Annotated in this window: 13 protein-coding genes; 4 read left to right on the top strand and 9 right to left on the bottom strand. The window is 61.6% G+C overall.

Translation table 11 applies throughout. From position 1 onward, the window contains the following. Positions 1–301 precede the first annotated feature (301 nt). The 3 genes from AC244_RS28790 (at position 302) to AC244_RS28780 (ending at position 7356) form a co-directional block, all read left to right on the top strand. Positions 302–5686, top strand: a complete 5385-nt coding sequence (locus AC244_RS28790) for a beta strand repeat-containing protein (protein ID WP_053252253.1) — start codon at positions 302–304, stop codon at positions 5684–5686. Positions 5687–5762: 76 nt separating this feature from the next. Beyond that, on the top strand, positions 5763–6128 hold the full coding sequence (locus tag AC244_RS28785; protein ID WP_053252252.1) for a hypothetical protein: 366 nt from the start codon (positions 5763–5765) through the stop codon (positions 6126–6128). Between the two features lie 19 nt (positions 6129–6147). Continuing rightward, the gene (locus AC244_RS28780) at positions 6148–7356 is read left to right on the top strand and encodes an ABC transporter substrate-binding protein (protein ID WP_082367227.1); all 1209 of its coding nucleotides are present in this window, start codon (positions 6148–6150) and stop codon (positions 7354–7356) included. 179 nt (positions 7357–7535) lie between these two features. On the opposite strand, the gene AC244_RS28775 is transcribed toward AC244_RS28780, so the two are convergent. Both AC244_RS28775 and oiaX read right to left on the bottom strand, forming a co-directional pair. Next, positions 7536–8837 (bottom strand): four-carbon acid sugar kinase family protein, encoded by a 1302-nt coding sequence (locus AC244_RS28775; RefSeq protein ID WP_053252250.1) that lies wholly within the window; start codon positions 8835–8837, stop codon positions 7536–7538. Between the two features lie 3 nt (positions 8838–8840). Then, on the bottom strand, positions 8841–10097 hold the full coding sequence (oiaX, locus tag AC244_RS28770; RefSeq protein ID WP_053252249.1) for a 3-oxo-isoapionate-4-phosphate decarboxylase OiaX: 1257 nt from the start codon (positions 10095–10097) through the stop codon (positions 8841–8843). A 149-nt stretch (positions 10098–10246) separates the two neighbouring features. Here oiaX and AC244_RS28765 point away from each other — a divergent pair, with 149 nt between their 5' ends. Next, positions 10247–10963 carry a transcriptional regulator NanR gene (locus tag AC244_RS28765; RefSeq protein ID WP_053252248.1) on the top strand — a complete coding sequence of 239 codons (717 nt, stop codon included), beginning with the start codon at positions 10247–10249 and terminating at the stop codon, positions 10961–10963. Between the two features lie 3 nt (positions 10964–10966). On the opposite strand, the gene AC244_RS28760 is transcribed toward AC244_RS28765, so the two are convergent. The 7 genes from AC244_RS28760 to AC244_RS28730 form a co-directional block, all read right to left on the bottom strand. Then, complete coding sequence (locus AC244_RS28760) at positions 10967–12835, bottom strand: hypothetical protein (protein ID WP_053252247.1); 1869 nt, start codon at positions 12833–12835, stop codon at positions 10967–10969. Then, positions 12832–13866: a Gfo/Idh/MocA family protein gene (locus tag AC244_RS28755; RefSeq protein ID WP_053252246.1), complete on the bottom strand. Its 1035-nt coding sequence runs from the start codon at positions 13864–13866 to the stop codon at positions 12832–12834. The genes AC244_RS28760 and AC244_RS28755 overlap by 4 nt, the downstream gene beginning before the upstream one ends. A gap of 2 nt (positions 13867–13868) precedes the next feature. Beyond that, positions 13869–14933: an ABC transporter permease gene (locus AC244_RS28750; RefSeq protein ID WP_053252245.1), complete on the bottom strand. Its 1065-nt coding sequence runs from the start codon at positions 14931–14933 to the stop codon at positions 13869–13871. Then, entirely contained in the window at positions 14933–16477 is a 1545-nt protein-coding gene (locus AC244_RS28745; protein WP_152976148.1) for a sugar ABC transporter ATP-binding protein, read from the bottom strand. The genes AC244_RS28750 and AC244_RS28745 overlap by 1 nt, the downstream gene beginning before the upstream one ends. A gap of 2 nt (positions 16478–16479) precedes the next feature. Then, positions 16480–17118, bottom strand: coding sequence for a DUF2291 family protein (locus tag AC244_RS28740; RefSeq protein WP_053252243.1), 639 nt, complete (start codon positions 17116–17118; stop codon positions 16480–16482). A 69-nt stretch (positions 17119–17187) separates the two neighbouring features. Continuing rightward, a complete protein-coding gene (locus AC244_RS28735; RefSeq protein ID WP_053252242.1) occupies positions 17188–18129 on the bottom strand; it encodes a D-ribose ABC transporter substrate-binding protein in 942 nt (313 codons plus the stop codon). 125 nt (positions 18130–18254) lie between these two features. After that, the gene (locus AC244_RS28730; protein WP_053252241.1) at positions 18255–19082 is read right to left on the bottom strand and encodes a phosphogluconate dehydrogenase C-terminal domain-containing protein; all 828 of its coding nucleotides are present in this window, start codon (positions 19080–19082) and stop codon (positions 18255–18257) included. Between the last annotated feature and the right edge of the window lie 367 nt (positions 19083–19449).

Here is a 19449-nt window from a genome sequence, read left to right as displayed (position 1 = left end):
GACTCCAAACTGTCTAAAACCTGCCTGTTGACGACAACACCAGCCAAAGCAATCGCCTGCGTTCTCCAAGGCAACGCGGCCCGTACGCCGTCTATCTCGCAAATACCCAGTCCGACAGGCTGCTAGGCCGTCCGGGCATTCGTTTCGCGGTCATGACCAGAATTGTTAAAATTGCGATAATCTAACCAATTTTGGGTATTTGCATAACATATTATGCTGTTTCTCGATAACCCCTCCAGTACCGATTGCGGCCGCACAAGGTTGGTGTTTTCTTGCCCGCAAAGGTCGAGGGGTATTTGTCATGGCAACCGAAGGCACCACAATTTCCAACGAAGCCGCCGCAACGCCGGCAGAGGCAATCGAGCATCACGAAGCGCCAGATGGCAAGGTCGGGCGTCTGGTGGCGCAGGCCGGTGCTGGCGCGGCGGAAGAGCCGCAGCTCCTGGACCCGGCAACCGGTGCTCCGGTGAAGGGTGCTGAGACCGCCCCCCTGACGCCGCCGATGCCGGCGACGATCAGCGCCGATGCTTCGAATGTCGTGCACCTGCCTGCAGGCGCATCGATCGAAAAGATCAAGGTCGTCGGCACGGATATCGTTTTGGAACAGCCTGATGGCTCCACGATCACGATCCAAAACGCCGCATTGAAGGTTCCGACTTTCGTGATCGGTGACGCCGAAATCCCGCGCGAAACTCTCGTGGCGGTGCTCGGAGAAAACGGCATCAACGTCGCCGCAGGCCCGGATGGCAGCATCAGCGTCGTATCGAACCAGAGCAGCGGCGGCAACTTCTCCGATGCAGATGGCAACATTGGCCAGGCCGGCCCGGTCATCGACCTGCTGGCGCCCACCGCGCTGCAGTTTCCGGCGCTCGAGGCGACCGAGCGTCTGCCCTTCGCCGTCGACCCCAATGACGACCCCTCGATCATCCCCGATGGCAACAGCGACCCCAGCGGCATTTTCGTGAGCGACAGGCAGGTGGATGAGGCCGGCCTCGCCAGCGGATCGCGTGCCGGTGACGGCAGCGCGTCCGTCAGCGGCGTCTTTACCATTTCCGATCCGGATGGCCTCGATGACATCGCCAGCCTGACCATCAACGGTCAGACTTTCACAATTGGTGGTCTCGTCGGCCAGAGCGTTGTTGGCCAATTCGGTACATTGACCATCACCGCCTACGATCCGCTGACCGGCGTGGCGCAATACACCTACGATCTGGTGAGCCCCGTCACCAGTTCCGGCGTCATTCCCGGCACGAATGTCGAGCAGGACCGGGACACCTTCAACCTGACGGTCACCGATGGTGATGGTGCGACCGGCTCGGCCACACTGCGCATCGATGTTGTCGACGACGTGCCGGTGATCGGCATCACCGATCCGGTCTCGCCGAACGTGGTGGAAGGCCAGACGCTGAACGGCACCTGGACGCTTTCTGCCGGTGCTGACGGTGTTGGCACGGTCAACGTGACGGTCGGCAGCACGACGCAGCCGCTGGCCCTGACGGCCGGACAGTCGGTGGCATTCACGCTGGCCGAGGGCAAGCTGACGGTCAATGCCGACAAGACCTGGTCGTTTGCGGCCAACAGCAACCTGTCCAACCCGGCTGGCGTCAACGTCAGCTTCACATTGTCGGCCACGGACGCCGACAACGACACGACGACCGACAGCCAGACGATCACCGTGACCGACGGCGCCGGCCCGACGGTCGACCCGCTTGCGGCTTCCGCGTCGCTTGCCCTCGACGACCAGAACCTTGCCGACGGCTCGACGCCGGGCGCCGACACCAGCAGCGGCACGATCGGCTTCGTGGCCGGCTCGGATGCGATCGCCACGATCGTGTTCGGCGACACCTCGACGCTCACAGGTGCACTGACCTGGGAGCGGGTCTCCGACACCCAGATCATCGGCAAGGCCGGCGGCGTGACCATCGCCACGCTCGACCTGGTGCGCGTCGGCGACGGCGCGACGGTGACGGCGACGCTTTCCGACAACTACGCCAGCCACCCCGGCATCAACGCCGACGACCTTGCGAGCCTCGGCTCGGTCAAGGTCATCGCCTCCGACACCGACGGCGATCAGGCCGAAGGCACGGTCACCGTCTCGGTCTCCGACGACGTGCCGAGCGTAACGATCGGCGGGTCGGTGTCGGACGACATGCCGCCGACCGACAGCGTCGTCGAAGGTCAGACGCTGAACGGCACCTGGACGCTTTCTGCCGGTGCTGACGGTGTTGGCACGGTCAACGTGACGGTTGGCAACATGACGCAGCCGCTGGCCTTGACGGCCGGACAGTCGGTGGCGTTCACGCTGGCCGAGGGCACGCTGACGGTCAATGCCGACAAGACCTGGTCGTTTGCGGCCAACAGCAACCTGTCCAACCCGGCTGGCGTCAACGTCAGCTTCACATTGTCGGCCACTGACGCCGACAACGACACGACGAGCGACAGCCAGCCGATCAGCATCACCGATGGTACCGGTCCGTCGGCGACGGACGGCAGCGCCTCGATCACTGTTGATGAGAAGGGTCTGGACAACGCGAACGCGCTGGGCAGCGCGGAAGGTGCTGCGGGTGGGGCCGAACTGTCGTCGACCGAGCGCGGCTCGGATACGGTCAGCTTCACGGCCGGTTCGGATGCGATCACGGGCATGGTGTTCGGCGCGACGGGCGGCATCACGGCTGACGTCAACGGCATTGTCGGCGCCGACATCGTATGGAGTGGCGAAGGCACTTCGGTGTTGATCGGCACGATCAATGGCGTTGCGGCGATCACGGTGACACTGGTTCCGCCGACGCTGCCGATTGCAGCGGGGGCAAGCGGCCAGGCGACGGTCAACGTCCAGCTGACCGACAACTTCCCGCATCCTGCCGGACTGGCGCTAAACACGATCGATCTCAGCGGCATCACGGTCGTCGCCTCCGATCAGGATGGCGACACCGCCACCGCAACGGTCGACATCAGCGTTGTCGACGATGTTCCTTCGGCGGTTGATGATGGCGCTCGGAGCGTTGTCGAGGGTGGCGCGCAGATCAGCGGCAACGTGCTCGGCAACGACACGGCCGGTGCTGACGGTGCGACGCTGACGTCGGTGACGATTGGTGGCACCGAGTATACGATCGCGGCCTCGGGCTCGACGCCGGTGGTGACGGTGAACGGCACCTACAGCTTCACCTCTGCCGGTGCGTGGACGTTCACGCCGGTTGCGAGCCTGAACAGCGCTTCGGATGTGAATGCCGGCTTCAGCTACACGATCACCGACGGCGACGGCGACCCCGCGACTGCAGTGCAGCCGATCAGCATCACCGATGGTACCGGTCCGTCGGCGACGGACGGCAGCGCCTCGATCACTGTTGATGAGAAGGGTCTGGACAACGCGAACGCGCTGGGCAGCGCGGAAGGTGCTGCGGGTGGGGCCGAACTGTCGTCGACCGAGCGCGGCTCGGATACGGTCAGCTTCACGGCCGGTTCGGATGCGATCACGGGCATGGTGTTCGGCGCGACGGGCGGCATCACGGCTGACGTCAACGGCATTGTCGGCGCCGACATCGTATGGAGTGGCGAAGGCACTTCGGTGTTGATCGGCACGATCAATGGCGTTGCGGCGATCACGGTGACACTGGTTCCGCCGACGCTGCCGATTGCAGCGGGGGCAAGCGGCCAGGCGACGGTCAACGTCCAGCTGACCGACAACTTCCCGCATCCTGCCGGACTGGCGCTAAACACGATCGATCTCAGCGGCATCACGGTCGTCGCCTCCGATCAGGATGGCGACACCGCCACCGCAACGGTCGACATCAGCGTTGTCGACGATGTTCCTTCGGCGGTTGATCCAGACCATCTCCATCTGACAAACAAGGCGGGGACCGAGGCGATTGGGTATCTCGATGCTGATCGCAACGTTGATGACAATGTCGGCGCGGATCACGGTGGAACCGTGAGGTTCGCTTCATCGCTCAATGGCTCGAACAGCGGTTTCACGTCCAGCGGTGCGGCAATTTACTACCACGTTGTCGGGAATACCCTTGTCGCGTCCACGTCGTCGGCCAGTGCGGCAGACAATACCAAGTGGGTCTTTGAAGTTGAGCTAAACCAGGACGGTAGCCTGGCCACGGCGAACGACAGCTATACCGTCACCATGTACGGGAAAGTCGATTCCGCCAGCAACGTTAACTTCAATGGTGGGAGCTACGCATTCTCGGGTGGAAACACCAATTGGGTGGGCTTCGTGCCAAACGGGCAAATAAACAACCCTCAGGGTAATGATGATTCGCCAGACCTTCTCATCACTCCTATTGGTGATGACGCTACAAGCATTAACGGGACAGCCAGTTCTGTTGGTGTTTCGGGAGGTGGCGGCGGCCAAAATATCGGCTCAGACGAAGGGGTGAGACTGAACTTCGTTTCGGACCTTATGGGAACCCCTAGTAGCAGCGGTAGTTACAATCCGACCTCGCCGGGCCACACATTCGACGAGCACTATCTGGTCAACGGCGCTTCCGTCAAATTCGGCAGCATCGGCAATGGTCGTGCCACTGCGGTATTCGTTGCTTCGGATGACAATGACCTTGGCGCGGCCGATGAAGACAATCGCATAGACGATAGTACACCGGAGGCGATAACGAGTGTCGTCATCAGCCATTCCGGCAACAACGCCAACCCTTCGGATAATACTTTCGTTGTCGATTTCTCAACCGGAAATACGCAGTCAATCACCGTCGATGGTATTGACTACCGCGTGACGCGGAACACCGTGACCAATGCTGTTACGGTCGAGGGGCTTGTCGACAACACGACCGTTGCCATCTACACGGCAAATCAATACACAACCCTTGATGTTCTCTACGGCACAGGGAGCAGCCCCTTCGCGGACGCGACAAAGCCGTTCGCACTGACGGGGTTCGGCACCGCGGTCGTTGCAACCGATCCCGTAAACATCTCTATCCCCGTCGAACTGGTTGATGCGGATGGAGACAAGGTTGGCGGCGCGATTGATCTGACCCTCGAGCCGGAGGGGCAGACGATGACGGGGTCGGCTTCTGACGAGATCTTTGCCGCCACGTCTCACGCCGACAGTTTTAACGGGGCAGGTGGCCTGGATTTGGTTTCCTATCAGTCGTCCACGGTCGGGGTGATTGCCAGCCTCGCGGCGCCTGTCGGCAATACGGGCGATGCGGCCGGCGACAGCTACACGGCGATCGAAGGGCTCGTTGGCAGTTCCCACGATGATGTTCTGACCGGCAACGCACTTGCCAACACCCTCGTCGGCGCAGCTGGCGATGACATACTCTACGGCAATGCAGGAAACGATACGCTCATCGGCGGCGATGGTGCCGATACGCTCTATGGCGGAACCGGCGCGGACTGGATGACCGGCGGCGCGGGTAACGACATCTTCATGATCGATCCAAACGACCTTCCGCTCGGAATTGCCGACGTCATCACCGATTATGAAAGCGGCGACTTTGTCGATCTGTCCGCCCTGCTCGGCAATCTACCCGAGAACACACACCTCAACGGCGACTACGCCCAGGTGATACAGGACGGCCAAAACGCTAACCTGCAGGTGGACACGGACGGCAACGGCAACACCTGGCATACGGTCGCAGTCCTGGAGAACTTTCAGGTCTCGACCGACGTGGTGAAGGTCCTCTTCACCGAAAACGGTGCACCGAAGGCAGAAGTCATTCCTTAAACGCAACGTCGATCTCGACAGTTCAGCGGTTCTCGGTCAACATCCGGGAACCGCATTTTCCAGGGGGAGCCTTTTCATGATCAGAAGCATACTGGCGGGGGCGGTGGTCGCTCTGATGCCTCTTTCAGGTTTCGCAGCCGATCTCATCGTCGACTATGCGCCGGCCGCCAGGCAGTGCACCGAGCTCAGCCAGTCCTCGCTCACAGTCGAGCAGGACGTCACCACCCTGACCAAGGAAGTCGTATCGCGCATGGACGAGGCGATCGCCGTTGCCGACGATCCGCGCTGGATCTCCTCGACGCGGCCGGCCTTCGTCTGGGCCTCCGAAACCAAGGTCGCTTGCGGCAAGGCCTACGGTTACCTTCAATCCAATTGGCGCGACGAGGACTACCTCGCCAAGTGCGATTGCTTCTACACCAAAATGCATCACTTCATGAACTAACACAGGAAGTCTGATCGTCATGTCTCGCGCTGTCGTTTCACCGGCTAATTGTGTGTCGTTCCGCCGGCAATGGCTGGCCCTCGGCGTATTCGCACTCGGTGTGCTCGCGGGCTGCCAGGGTGCTCCCACTCCTCAAGACGTGCTCGACGTGGAATCGCCGCAGGCGATGCACGCCCGGCGCGCGGCCGAGCATGCGCCGAAACCGCAGGAAACTTTCGGCAATGGCGCGGCGCGGATCGCGCTCATCACCGCCCTCATGGCGCCGACGGGCGAAACCGTGCGCGAGCGCGATATCCGGGATGGCGCTTCGCTCGCGGTCGACGAGCTTGGTGGCGGCCAGCTCTCGCTACTGGTCGAGAATACCGACGGCTCACCGCAACAGGTCAAGGACGCGGCAAAGAGGCTTGCCGATCAGAAAGTCGCGCTTGTCGCTGTGTCCGCCGCCGACGTGCCTGTCAGCACCTTGCGTGACGGCCTAGGCTCCGCCCGCACGCCGCTGCTGATGCTCCGCGGCAATGGCGCCGAGCGGCTGACCGGCACCTTCGCTTTCGTGTCCGATCGTATCGACAGCGCCGTCGAGGGGGCTTCCTATGCGGCGGCGGCGGGCCGTAAGCGGCTCGTCGTGCTCTTGCCCGGCGATGTGTCCACCGGCGACCGACAGAGGCTCGAGCGCGGGCTTGCCGGCTATGGCATCAAACCGGTTCTACTCGCCGTGACCGGCTCCACCGCATTTTCCGGTGACGCGGCATCGAAAGCCAAGCTTAGGGATATAGACGCGGTGCTCTTGGTTGGCGCTGGGGATCCCGACGTCGGCGCGCTGTCGCAACTCAAGGCCAATGGCTATCTGAAGCCGAGTGCAATGATCGTTGGAAGCTCCGGTTGGGTCGCTGCCGCCTACAAACGTCCGGAGCTTTCCGGAAGTTATCTCTGTCTGTTCGGCCCGGAGAACGGCTCCCGGATGACCTCGCGCTATCTCAGTCGTTATGAACGCGCCGCTGCCGCCGATGCGGCCTACGGCTTCGACGTGATTGCGCTTGCGGCCGGCCTCGTACGCACCCAGGGTGAAAACGCCATCAGCCAGGAAAGCATCCGGTCTCCGAACGGCTTCGTCGGCGCGGCAGCTGCATTCCGGTTCGAACCGAACGGCACTGTGCGGCGGACCTGCGCAATCTATCAATTGACGGGCGGGAACTTGAAGCTCCTGGATCCGGCCCCACGCTCGTTCTGAGCCAAGTGTTCGGGCTCGTCGGTGAATTCGGGGGGCAACCAGCCCGCCTCCCTGAATGAAGCCGGAAAACTCCCGTCTCCGGCGGTCAAAGGTTTGGGGGCGGTTCAGCCGCAGGCTGATACGCGTCGTTCGAGTGCTGACAACACCTTGGCACGCAACCGTGCCAGCACTCCAATGTGCTAGAAACCGCCTGCGCGGATCATGGAAAAATAGTCGTCATCGCCCACCTGGCCGCCCTTGAGAGCGATCTCCAATCCGTCCGCGGGGCCGCCATGGGCGATACAGAGCGGCGAGCCGGGCGTCTGTGGGAGCGGCATCTTCAAGGTCAGGGCTGATATGCCCATCTCGCCAAGGGCGTGACTTGAGGTGTCGCCTCCCGCAACCACAGCCCGCGCAAGTCCGGCACGCGAGACAAGTTCGGCCTGGATTCGACCAAGCGCCCTGCCGAGGCGATGGCGGGCGCCATCCGACGTATCGAGTTCGCGGCCCCTGTCTGCAGCTGGCCCAAGCGCCGTATATAGAATGACGCTACTGCCACGTTCCAACGCGCTTAGGCCAGCGTCCACCGCTTCAGCAATTTCTCTCCCATCTGTGCTGCCCGATAGCTCAAGCGGATCAAGCATGACACCTTCGAAACCGTGTGCGAGCGCATGTTGGATCTGTCTCTCTGTGGTGGGCGAAACGCTGCCCGAGACGACGGCGATGCGATCGACCGGTCCGGCCGCCGCGAAGACGGGTTTGTTCCCGATCAGCCGTTCACTGCGCCAGGCGGGGATCAGGGCATATTCAACGCCGGAGGAACCGCAGACGAACCGGCCCTCCCGGCGGAGTTTATTCCAAAGCAGCGCACCGGCTGCAGCCTGCGTTGCTTCGTCAACGACATCGAGGAGCAACACATCAGCCTTCTCCGGCCTAACCGCGCCAGGAAGCGAGACAATGTCGACGAGCGCTGATGACAGCTTCGTCTGCCGTGCAAGATGCAGCAGCAGATTGGCCTCGTCCATCGGCGTAACCGGATGGCGCGACATGACCGGGTGACGATCGATGCGATAGTTGCGGCCCTGATAGGCGGCGAAGAGTTCGCCGAAGGCCGTGTAGCGCCGAATCTCCGGCGCGCCGACGATGAGTGGTACCGTCTCCTCGCCAAAGACCGCCCGCCCAATCTCGATCGCCCGGCCGATATTGCCGACATGCGGCGCGGAATCGAATGTCGAGCAGACCTTGTAGTGGCAGAGTTCGGCATCAAGCGTCTTCAGCCAGTCGAAGGCATCGCGGAGATGCACATCCATCCACTCCGGCGTTTCGCTGCGGCTGGTGCCGGCAAGCCCGAAGGCGCGCGCGCCAGAAAAGCGCGACAACAGGTCTGCATCTGGCATTTTCAGGAACAGGACGGTCTCGACGCCGTTCGAGGCAAGCGCCTCCATCACGTCGGTCGAGCCGGTGAAATCGTCGCCGTAGTAGCTGATCAGGGGTCGTGACATGGCTCAGGCCGCCTTGCCGTCGGCAAACTTGTCGATCGATTGCGCCAGTTCCGGATGATCCTTCGCATAGGTCTCAAGCGGCACACCCGCAACCGCCGCCTCCCAAGCCTGCTTGACGGCCTTCACACCGGCACCGGGTCCGCCCGGATGGCTGACGATGCCACCGCCGCAAAGATAGAGCAGCTCGGTGGAGCCACCTGTGGCCGCAATCGTATCCGGCGCCTGCCCGCCCCACTGACCCGAGCCGATGACCGGCAGCGCCACGTCATTCTCGGAAAAGAGCGGCGTGCTGACGGCTCTGTAGGAACGCACGAAACTTTCGTCCGGCTCCCAGTACTTCACGCGAATACCGTTGATCTGAAACTGATCGACGCCGAGCAGCCGCCAGAACTGCTGCCAGACGGAAAATTCGAAACCGAGGCCGGCATGGCGCGTGAGGATATCCCAGCCATTGCGGTGGGCGTGCAGCACAAGGCCGGAGCGCTTACGCAGGAACGCAAGACCACCGAACCCAATCGAATTGATGTTGACCACGGCGCAATTACCACCGGCTTCCAGCACGATGTCGTGGTTGCGCATCATTTCGTCAGGGTCTGCATGGCTGATGCCGAAGGCATACATCACCTTCTTGCCGGTTTTCTGCTCGTGATCGAGGATCAGCGGCATGATTGCGGCAACTCGTTCCTTCAGCGGTGAGTAGGCCGGGCTCATCAGTTTCTCATCGTCCTTGATGAAATCGACGCCCGCCCCGATCAGTTCGCCGACCATCTCGGCCGTCTCATACGGCCTCAGACCCAAGGCCGGCTTGACGATAGTGCCGATAATCGGCCGGTCCTTCACACCCGTGAGCGCAAAACTGCCCGGCACCCCAAACTGCGGGCCCGGATGCGCCGCTGCAAATTCCTGCGGCAGCTTCATTCCGACGATGCGAATGCCCGTCATGCCCTTGATCGAATAGACGCCGCCGATTGCAATTGTCATCAAGGCGGCGAGATCGGTACCGACCGCATCCATCGGAAACTCGATATCGACGTCTGCGCGATTGAAATGCGTGTTCCCGCCGGCCTCATCGGGAAAGGAGGCATGGCTGGTCGCAGGCAGGGGACGGATGGCAACGACACGGGCGGCCACCCGTGCCTTAAGCTCTTCCGTCTCGCCTGGCAGGGCAACGAAGGTGCCGGTCGACTGATCGCTGGCGATCTTTGTCGCCATTGCCTCCACTGAGCCGGGCGTCTCTATCCGATAAGTCAGGCGGATCACGTTTTCTCCCCTCCACCGCATGGCGGCATGCTTGTTAAGGCGCACCAACTGGTATAATGAGTATTTATGTGATTGCAAGTCGTCTCCGGCAAGGCTATTGCGGCGATGGAACTTGATGCATATTCAAACCTGTCCAAATCAGGTGACTCATGAACGTCATTTCCGAACCGATCGTCCGTAAAAAACTCTCCGATGAAGTCTTCGCGCGGCTGAAGCAGATGATCGAAACCGGTGAGTTGAAGGCGGGCGACGAGATGCCCTCCGAACGCGAACTCATGGAACGCTACGGCGTCGGCCGCCCGGCCATACGCGAGGCGATGCAGGCGCTCGCGGGAAAAGGCCTCGTCGAAATCTCGCAGGGCGAGCGCGCCAAGGTCCTGCGCATCACCGCCGAATCCATCATCAGGCAGGTCGACCTGCCGGCAAAGCTGATGCTCTCCGGCTCGTCGGATTCGCTGGAGCACCTGAAGAACGCGCGCATCTTCTTCGAGCGCGGCATGGTTCGCGAGGCAGCGGCCAAGGCGGCCCCGACGCATATCTCCGAGCTTCGCGCCCTCCTCGACAAGCAAAAGCAGAGCCTTGGCGATGCGGATGCCTTCATCGACGCGGACATGGAGTTTCACCAGTGCATCGCCCTCATATCCGGAAACCCGATCTTTGCTGCGGTGAGCGGAGCGATGCTCGGATGGCTCAAGTCCTATCATACGGAAATGCTCATCTGGACGGGTCGTGAGAATTTCACGCTCTCGGAGCATGAGGAGATCATCCGCGCCATCGAAAGCCGCGACGCCGATCGCGCCGAGCAGGCCATGGTCAAACACCTGGAACGCTCCCGCGCACTTTACGCCCTCAAGGGCCAGAAATGACGCTCAAAGCACGATCTCCACGCAGCCGTAGGGCGGCAGCGTAATCCGCTGGTGCGGCGACAATTCAGCCCCTTCGGCGGCGATCACTGCAACCTTGTTCGGTGTGGCGGGCAACACAATGGTTTGGGCCACAGAGGTGATGTTCGCAAGAAGCAGCCGCTCCCTTGAGGCCAATCCGACAACCGCGTCCGGTCGCGACGTCTCGACCGCATGCATTGGCTGATGTGACATGGCACCGAGGCGCGTCAGTACATGCGTCAGCGGCCGCAGTTCTCCCCTTGCCGTTGCCTCTCCATCGCCGGCCGAAAGCCCGAAGGGACCGGCAAGGGTCGAAAGCGTCAGGACCTCCAACGCCCCCGGCAACACCGTCGCTGCATAGGCCAGAACAAAGGCCGCGCCAAACTGGCCATTGTGCCGCGGATCGGTATCGGCCATCGGAATTCGGGACCCTGCCGGGTTTTCCTTCGTCGCGCTGCCGTAGGGGTTCTGGCGCATGGCGATCGTCGAGGGGCCGATGCGGTAGGGCTTGTCGCCATAGATCGCCCGGGTGGTGCTGATGACGTAGCGCAATGCCTCGAAGGTCTGCATGACCGAAAGATCGTCGGCCGCATGTACGATCGGGTTCGTCGAATGGCTGACATAGTCGATCAGATCGGAAGGCACACGCTTGCGATTGAGCTCGGTGAAATAGCTCATCATGCCGCCGCCGAGCCGAACGCCAGGAAAGGCGGCGCGCGCGGCCGCATAGACATCGGCGAGATCAGGGCATTCCGGCCACGCGCTGCCGGGCGGTGTTGACTGCCGATCCACAGACGGAGAGACGAACAGCGTATCAAGCGCAAGACCCGCGCGATCGACGAGGGCCGCAAATTCTGCCATCTCCTCTTCTAGCGGTCGCACGCACGGCACGGCAAGCTCCAGCGTTACCTTCAGGCCGGACCTCGCCGCGATCGCAGCGTAGCCCCTCAGTGCCTCAAGCCCATGTCCCGCGCCGGGATCGAAATGGGCGATCAGATGCTCGGCACCAACCGTCGTCAACACTTGGAGCGAAACCAGTTCTTCCTGGTGGCATTCAGGCCGCAGGCCGATACCGAGTGCCGGAAACCGGATGTTTGTTGGTACCAACCTCACCGAAATCGGATCCGAATTTGCGACCGCCGACGCAGCGCCCTCCTCTGCCCGGATTTGCGCAGAAATCCGCTGACTGAAGGGCTCGTTCTTCGGCACAAGATAGGGCCAGGGCAGAGCCAGCGGTCGCACGTAGGTCTTATAGGAACCATCCGTCCAGTTCCGCTGATCTTCCATTTCGAAGACGTCGCCAACGAATTCCGTTGTCGCCACAATGCCGGGTGCAACACGGTGCGTGATCGCGGCGATGTCCTTGAAGGGCTGCCAGGGCTCGATCTCGTCAGGCCATCGAGCGTTTTGCACGCTGCCGTCGCCATGCCTGACCTCGACAGGCTCTCCAGCGACACCGACGACCGGATGCAAGACCACGAAACCCGCCCGAGCGGTTTCGAAATCAGCGTCGCTGACACAGTCGGCAGAAAAGGTCACGCTGTGCGAAGCGCCGGAAATCGAAATGTCGCAATCAAGATTTGCGCCGCAAGGCGCGGTAAAGCGGGCGTGATAACGGAGCAAGAAGCCGTTTTTCCGTTCCGTCACCGCGAGATCGCTGATCGTTGCACTGCAGGTACCCCAATCCTTGTCGCGCACGAGGAAGGAGATGGCGCGCAGCACCTCATGACCGCGGAAACGCAAACCGCGCAGATTGCCGTTCTGCAGCTCCACGCTCAAATCGCCGGCGACAAGCATCCGGCTTTCCGGCTCTCGCTCCGCCGTGCCATAAAGTCGGAGCGTGTCTTGGCTCATGCCAGCAAGTCTCCGACGGCGACGGTCTCGCCGCGCGCGGCGCTCAGATAGGCAGCCTCAACCAGCGCGAAGGTTTTTAGATTGTCCCGGCCCGAAGTATCGGGTTGCTGACCGGAGGCCAGCCGCTCTATCCAATGTTTCTGGATGAGCGCGACGCTTTCCTGAATGTTGTGCCAGGGCCGCGAGGCCCAGAGCAGCAAATTGGGCGCAACGACGCTTTCCTTCGTGCCGTCCGGGGAGTGGACGGTAAGTCTGTAGTCCTTGCCGAGGCGTAGGGTACCCTTGCTGCCGTCGATCTCCACGAAGGTTTCCGGAAAAGGTTCTTCCGGAAGTTTGGTTGCATAGCTGACATCGACAATCGAGGTGATGCCGTTGTCGTGGTCGAGCAGCATGGTTGCAACGTCCTCGCCAGCGATAGCCGGGTTGATGCGCGCCGTGCGGGCTGTCATGCGGCTCGCATCGCCGAACAGGAAGCGGGCGATGTCAAGCGAATGGATGCCGAGATCCTCGATGATGAAGCGCTTGCCCTTGGCGAGGTAAGGTTGGCCGGAAAAGACGTCGAAGCCGGAGCGGAACGAGATGCGGCCCCAGAACGGCACGCCGATCGCGCCGCTTGCCAGCGCCTCCTTCACCGCGAGGATCGGCGTCTGCCACCGAAAATTCTCGTGGATCATCAGGGCGATGCCCGCCTGGTCGGCCGCCTCGACCATGGCCTTGGCATCTTCAAGCGTCGGTGCGAATGGCTTCTGGCAGATCGCCGGTACTTTGTAGGAGGCGGCAAGTTCGACAAGTGCGCGGTGGCTGCCAACCGTCGTGGCGATATCGACGAAATCGAAACCGCCATCGGCAAACATCGCCTCCGCCGACAGGTAGCGCCTCGATATCGCGAACTGATCGCCGACGAGCCGTAGACGTTCCGGATCGCGATCGCAGATCGCCACGATCTCGACATCCGGCAGGTCCTGCCAGCCGTGCATCTGGTTGACTGCAAAGAAGCCGCAGCCGATCAGCGCGCCCTTGATCCTTCCCATGCTCAACCCGCCTTTGCCATCTGCATGAGAGTGACCCGTTGCTGCAGGCGGCGCTGCGCCTGGTCCACCACAACGGCGACGATGATCACCAGCCCCTTGATCACCATCTGCCAGAACGAACTAACGCCCATCATCACCAATCCGCCCGACAGAATGCCGATCACAAAGGCGCCGATGATCGTCCCGCCGATCGTCCCACGCCCACCCGACATCGATGTACCACCAAGAACAGCCGCCGCAATGGCATTGAGTTCGAGATTGGTACCGGTTGCCGGATGCGAGGCCATCAGTTCCGACGAAATGACCAGCCCGACGATTGCCGCGCAGAAGCCGGAGAACATATAGACGAACATTTTGACGCGGTTGACGCGGATGCCCGACATGCGCGAGGCGCGTTCGTTGCCGCCGACAGCAAAGATGTGCCGGCCGAGCGGCACGAAGCGGGCAAAATAGGCAGCGCCAAGCGCAACGGCGACGAGAATCCACACGGAGACGGGCAATCCGAGGATCGTGCCCGACCCGAGATAGCTGAAACCCTGGTTGCCTAGGTCCTCACGCCCCGAAAGATTGGGCAATGTCTGGCCATCCGAGTAAAGCAGGGCCATCCCGCGTGCGACATAGAGGGTACCAAGTGTCGCGATAAAGGGGGCGACGTTCAACCGGGTGATCAACAGGCCATTGATCGCACCGATCAGGATGCCGACGACCGCGACGATGATCGCCACCTCGATGACGTTGAAGTACATCGTATAGCCGAGCGGCAACGCCACGCCGTACATGATGAGCCCGCCGGCGATCATGCCGCAGAGGCCGACGATCGAGCCGACCGACAGGTCAATGCCACCGGTAATGATGACGAAGGTCATGCCGATCGCGAGGAAAGCGTTCTGCGTCGCGTGCTTCGTCACCAGGATCATGTTGGCGGTTGAAAGGAAGTTTGGCGCGAAGATCGAGAAGAAGATGATCACCGCGAAGAGCGCGATGAATGTCCTCAGCTTCATGAGCGTGAGGAGCGCCGACCCGCTGGAAAAGCTGCCGGCGGCGGCAGTTTGAGTTGCTGTCGTCATCACGCATGCATCCTTTTGGTTTTATGTCCCTCTGCAGAGGCCGAAACGATCATCTCATCGGTCGCGTGCCTGCGGTCGACCACCGTGACCAGCCGGCCGTTGCTCATGACCGCGATGCGGTCGGAAAGTGCCATGACCTCTTCGAGGTCGGAGGTGGAAAACAGGATGGCGAGCCCCTCGCCGGCCAGACGCCGCATGGTCAGGAAGACATCGGCCTTTGCGCCGACATCAATCCCGCGGCTCGGTTCGTCCATCAGCAGGACTTTCGGGCCGGTCATGAGCGCCTTGCCGATCACGACCTTCTGCTGATTTCCACCCGACATAGACGTCACGTCGAATTCCGGGTTCCTCGCCTTGATCGAGAGATTGCGGATCGCCTCCTTAATCGCCTCGGCTTCGCGCGCGACGTCGATGTGGAACCCCGCCCTCAGAAACTGACCGAGGCTCGCCATGGTCAGATTGTCGGCGATCGACATCGACTGAACCAGGCCCTCGCGCTGGCGATCTTCGGGGATGAGCGCCAGCCCGTTGCGAATGCGGCGGGTCGTATCGCGCCCCTTGAGCTCCCGGCCTTCGACATAGATCTTGCCGGTATAGTGTTCGTGGCACCCCATGATGCACTCGAAAAGCTCCGAGCGGCCGGCGCCCATCAGACCGTAGATGCCCAGGATTTCGCCCTTGCGCACGCCGATCGAAACGTGATCGACGGCAAAGCCGCCCTGCGCCCTCGGCAGGCAGATGTTCTCGGTGCGGAAGACCTCTTCGCCAGGTTCGTGATCGACCTGCTTGGCGAAATCCTTGGTGTCCGAACCGATCATGGAGCGCACGATCCAGCGCGTGTCGATGTCCTTGACCATGGCATGGCCGGTGATCTGGCCATCCTTCAATACGGTGATGTAGTCGCCGATACGCATCAGCTCCTCCAGCCGATGCGAGATGTAGACGATCGCAACACCCCGCGCCTTCAGATCGGTGATGACCCGGAAGAGAACGTCGACCTCGGCCGCGCTCAGCGCCGAAGTGGGCTCGTCCATGATCAGGATGCGCGTGTCGAGCGATACTGCGCGAGCAATCTCGACGAGCTGCTGCTGGCCGATCGGCAGATCCTCGGCAAGCGTCTCGGCAGAGATCCCCGCTTCCAGGCGGTTGAGGAATTCATTGGCTTTCTCGACCTGTGCGCGGTGGTCGATACCGCGAATGCCGCGGGTCATTTCACGGGTCGCAAAAATGTTCTCGGCGACCGAAAGATTGCCGAACAGGTTCAGTTCCTGGAAGACGATGCCGATGCCGCGACGCACCGCGTCGGCCGGGCTGTCGAGATGTATGCGCTCGCCGTCCAGCCAGATTTCACCAAGCGTCGGTCGTTCAACGCCGGCGATGATGCGCATCATCGTCGACTTGCCGGCACCGTTTTCACCGACGAGTACGTTTACGGCTCCGCGCCGGAGTTTGAGGTCTGCCTTTTTCAGCGCCACGATGCCGGAATAGGCCTTCGTGATCTCCTTCAGTTCAAGGATGACGTCGCCGTCGTCGATGCCGCTCATGGTCAGCCTCCAACGGTTAGGGTGGCCGGCACGAACTGCGGCAACTGACCCTTGGCCGGCAAAGGGTAGGCGCCGGTGGCCTTGATCTTCTTGCCGGTCAGGCCCTCGCGCGGCAGTTTTTCAAGCAGGGCGCCGTTCACATAGGTATTGAACGACTTGCCGTACTGCGCCCATTCGATCTGGTTCTTGAATTCGTTGAAATTCACGAATTTGAGGCTGTCTCGCAGCGCCGTGCCGCGAATTGCCGGGCCGATCGAGACGCGCACATCCGCTTTGCTGTCGCCGTCGACATCCACATCGACATAGGCCGCGCGTGACTTCGTTTCTTCTCCCACGATCACGCCGTCGATCCTGGCGGCAAAAGTCCAAGGCGCATTGCCCTGTTTCTCCTTGTGGCCGTATTTTTCCGCCGCAGCACTGAGATCGGTCGCGGTCAGCGCCGAGACTTCCTGGAAGGCGCCGGCGCGACCATCAAGGTAGGGAACGACCTTCGCATCCCAGATATCGGCAACCAGCTTGTCGGGATTGAACGCGCCTGCCGCCGCCTGCCTTTGCTCATCCTCGGTCTTGACGAGCTTGCAGCCGCCAAGCGCAAGAGCGCCGGCAAGCATGAGTGTGCATGCAGCCTGAAACCTGGGCATTCCCATTCTCCGTCATGAACATAGGACGCAAGGCGGGGTTCGACCCGCCTTGCGCTATCGTGGGAAAAGTTATTCGGAGAGCGCGAACGTCTCGAGCTTGTCTGCGTTGTCAGCGGTAATCAGCACGCAGTCCATAAGCTGCTTTTCTTCCGCCGGAGCCTTGCCGGTCGTGATGTACTCGTGCGCCTGGGTGACGGCGAGCTGGGCCTGTGCGTAAGCCGGCTGCATGACGGTTGCCTTGATGCCGCCCGCATTGATCGAGTCGCGCACGTCGTTGGAGCCGTCGAAACCAACGACAATGACATCCTTGCGGCCGGCGGCCTGAAGCGCTGCGATCGCACCCATGGCCATCGTGTCGTTGCCGGCGATCACGCCCTGGATGTCCGGGTTGGCCTGAAGGATAGTCTCCATCTTGGAGTAACCCTCGGTCTGGCTCCAGTTGGCCGACTGCTGGGCAACTATCTTCATTTCCGGATATTCATCGATGACATCGTGGTATCCCTTGGAGCGAATACCAGCATTGAGGTCGGCTTCACGACCGAGCAACTCGACGTAATTTCCCTTCTCGCCCATCAGGCGCACGAATTCTTCGGCACCGAGTTGCGCACCCTGGTAGTTGTTCGAGACGATCTGCGAGACGGCGACGCCGGTCGCATTGATTTCGCGGTCGATCAGGAAGGAGGGAACGCCTGCGTCCTTGGCCTTCTTGACCGCAGCAATCGATGCTTCGGAGCCGGCGTTGTCGAGGATGATCGCCTTGGCGCCGCGGCCGATGGCGGTATCGATAAGCTGCGACTGCTTGTTGGCGTCGTCATCGTGCACCAGAACCAGCGTCTCGTAGCCGAGTTCCTTGGCCTTGGCCTCTGCGCCGACAGCCTCCGCCTTGAAGAACGGGTTGTCATGGCTCGGCGTAATGATCGCGATGAGGTCGGCGGCGAAAGCCGGCATTGCGGCGCTTGCAGCCAGGACGGCAGCGAAGCCGACGGTGATCAATCTTCGGGTAACTCTCATATTCTCCTCCCAGTTAGGCACAGGACTTCCTCGACCACCCCTCCATTGAAAGTGGCCCTCCGGTGCAATCGCTTCTTTCGGGCGCGCAAGACGCCCTAAAAACGACGGGCAAAGCCCGCCACATGTCAGGTGATGCGTTGAATGCTGGCCGCAATTTCCGCAGGCTCGAACACGCGCCTCCAATCCTCCCTCATGAGTACCGGCTTGCCGAACTCGATTGCCTTGTTGCAGGCATCGGAGAAGACCCCCGGCGTCTCTTCGAAAATCACGGCGCCGAGCACGTTCATGTGGCCGAGCAGGAAGTCGCGAGCCGCCTCTTTGGGAACGCCGCGGCGAACGCACTCGTCCATGGCCTCGCGCATGACGACGAGCAGCGAGGCGCAGACCGTTTCCGAAAGGCCAGGCTCGAGCAGCGCCATCTGCTCGACCGTGACCCGATGCGACCGCATGACCGGCGCCCAGATCACTTTGGCGATCTCCTCACCAAGTGCATAGGCGCTTTCAGGGCCCTGCATCAGAGCAGAAACAATGTGCTGTTTTGCAGCGATGCCGCCGAAAAAGTCACGTTTGGCGGAAGGGTCCGTTTCATCATTGAAGATCGGCGGATGGCAGGGATGCGTGACGAAATAGGTAAGGTCGGCGCGCTGCGGCAGGTGGCCGGCAAACGGCGCCGCGGCATCAAGCGCGATGACCATCGTGCCCGGCTCCAGCTTGTCGGCGATGCCGGCCGCGACCTTGCCGATCGCCGTATCGGGAACCGCGAGAATGACCACCTCAGCCCCGGTGAGACCCGCCTCGGCCGAAACGCAGTCGATGCCGAGTTCGTCGGCAAGCCGGGCCCTGCCGCTTTCGCTGACCTCGATATGCCGGACATCGAAGCGCGACCCTTTGAGGTTCTTGGCAAGCCGATAGCCCATTTTACCACCGGCACCAAACAGCGCGATCGATGTCATCGAAGTCTCCTTAAATGCCTGAGCTTACCCACCTGGGTCAGCTGGATGCCCACGCCTCTCTCCAGCGCCGAGGATATATTTCCCAACTGGTATAACATGTCAATAACTATCTAGCATGATATGTGATGTGCGCGATCTTGCCGGCTGTTCGAGCGGACCTGTGGATCTGCTGCTGCGAGATGCGTCTCAGATCAAACTCCACCGGCTGCGCAAAACCTCGAAATGGTTCGTGCAATCTCACGTCCCCCTCAGGTCGTGACACGACATCCGTCATCTCAATTTCCCACCGCACGCGCTGGCTTGAACCGACGCGTGGCTGGCTCGTGCCTTTTGTTTTCTTCGCCAGCACTTGTGAGGGACGCGCCAG

Source organism: Ensifer adhaerens (assembly GCF_001270265.1).
GTDB lineage: Bacteria > Pseudomonadota > Alphaproteobacteria > Rhizobiales > Rhizobiaceae > Ensifer > Ensifer adhaerens_B.
This window is presented reverse-complemented; position numbering and strand designations above follow the sequence as displayed.

Coding starts and splice junctions, on each gene's coding strand:
- AC244_RS28775 (WP_053252250.1), bottom strand. CDS start 8,837: ATGTCACGACCCCTGATCAGCTACTACGGCGACGATTTCACCGGCTCG.
- AC244_RS28785 (WP_053252252.1), top strand. CDS start 5,763: ATGATCAGAAGCATACTGGCGGGGGCGGTGGTCGCTCTGATGCCTCTT.
- AC244_RS28730 (WP_053252241.1), bottom strand. CDS start 19,082: ATGACATCGATCGCGCTGTTTGGTGCCGGTGGTAAAATGGGCTATCGG.
- AC244_RS28780 (WP_082367227.1), top strand. CDS start 6,148: ATGTCTCGCGCTGTCGTTTCACCGGCTAATTGTGTGTCGTTCCGCCGG.
- AC244_RS28765 (WP_053252248.1), top strand. CDS start 10,247: ATGAACGTCATTTCCGAACCGATCGTCCGTAAAAAACTCTCCGATGAA.
- AC244_RS28755 (WP_053252246.1), bottom strand. CDS start 13,866: ATGGGAAGGATCAAGGGCGCGCTGATCGGCTGCGGCTTCTTTGCAGTC.
- AC244_RS28745 (WP_152976148.1), bottom strand. CDS start 16,477: ATGAGCGGCATCGACGACGGCGACGTCATCCTTGAACTGAAGGAGATC.
- AC244_RS28760 (WP_053252247.1), bottom strand. CDS start 12,835: ATGAGCCAAGACACGCTCCGACTTTATGGCACGGCGGAGCGAGAGCCG.
- AC244_RS28735 (WP_053252242.1), bottom strand. CDS start 18,129: ATGAGAGTTACCCGAAGATTGATCACCGTCGGCTTCGCTGCCGTCCTG.
- AC244_RS28790 (WP_053252253.1), top strand. CDS start 302: ATGGCAACCGAAGGCACCACAATTTCCAACGAAGCCGCCGCAACGCCG.
- AC244_RS28740 (WP_053252243.1), bottom strand. CDS start 17,118: ATGCCCAGGTTTCAGGCTGCATGCACACTCATGCTTGCCGGCGCTCTT.
- AC244_RS28750 (WP_053252245.1), bottom strand. CDS start 14,933: ATGACGACAGCAACTCAAACTGCCGCCGCCGGCAGCTTTTCCAGCGGG.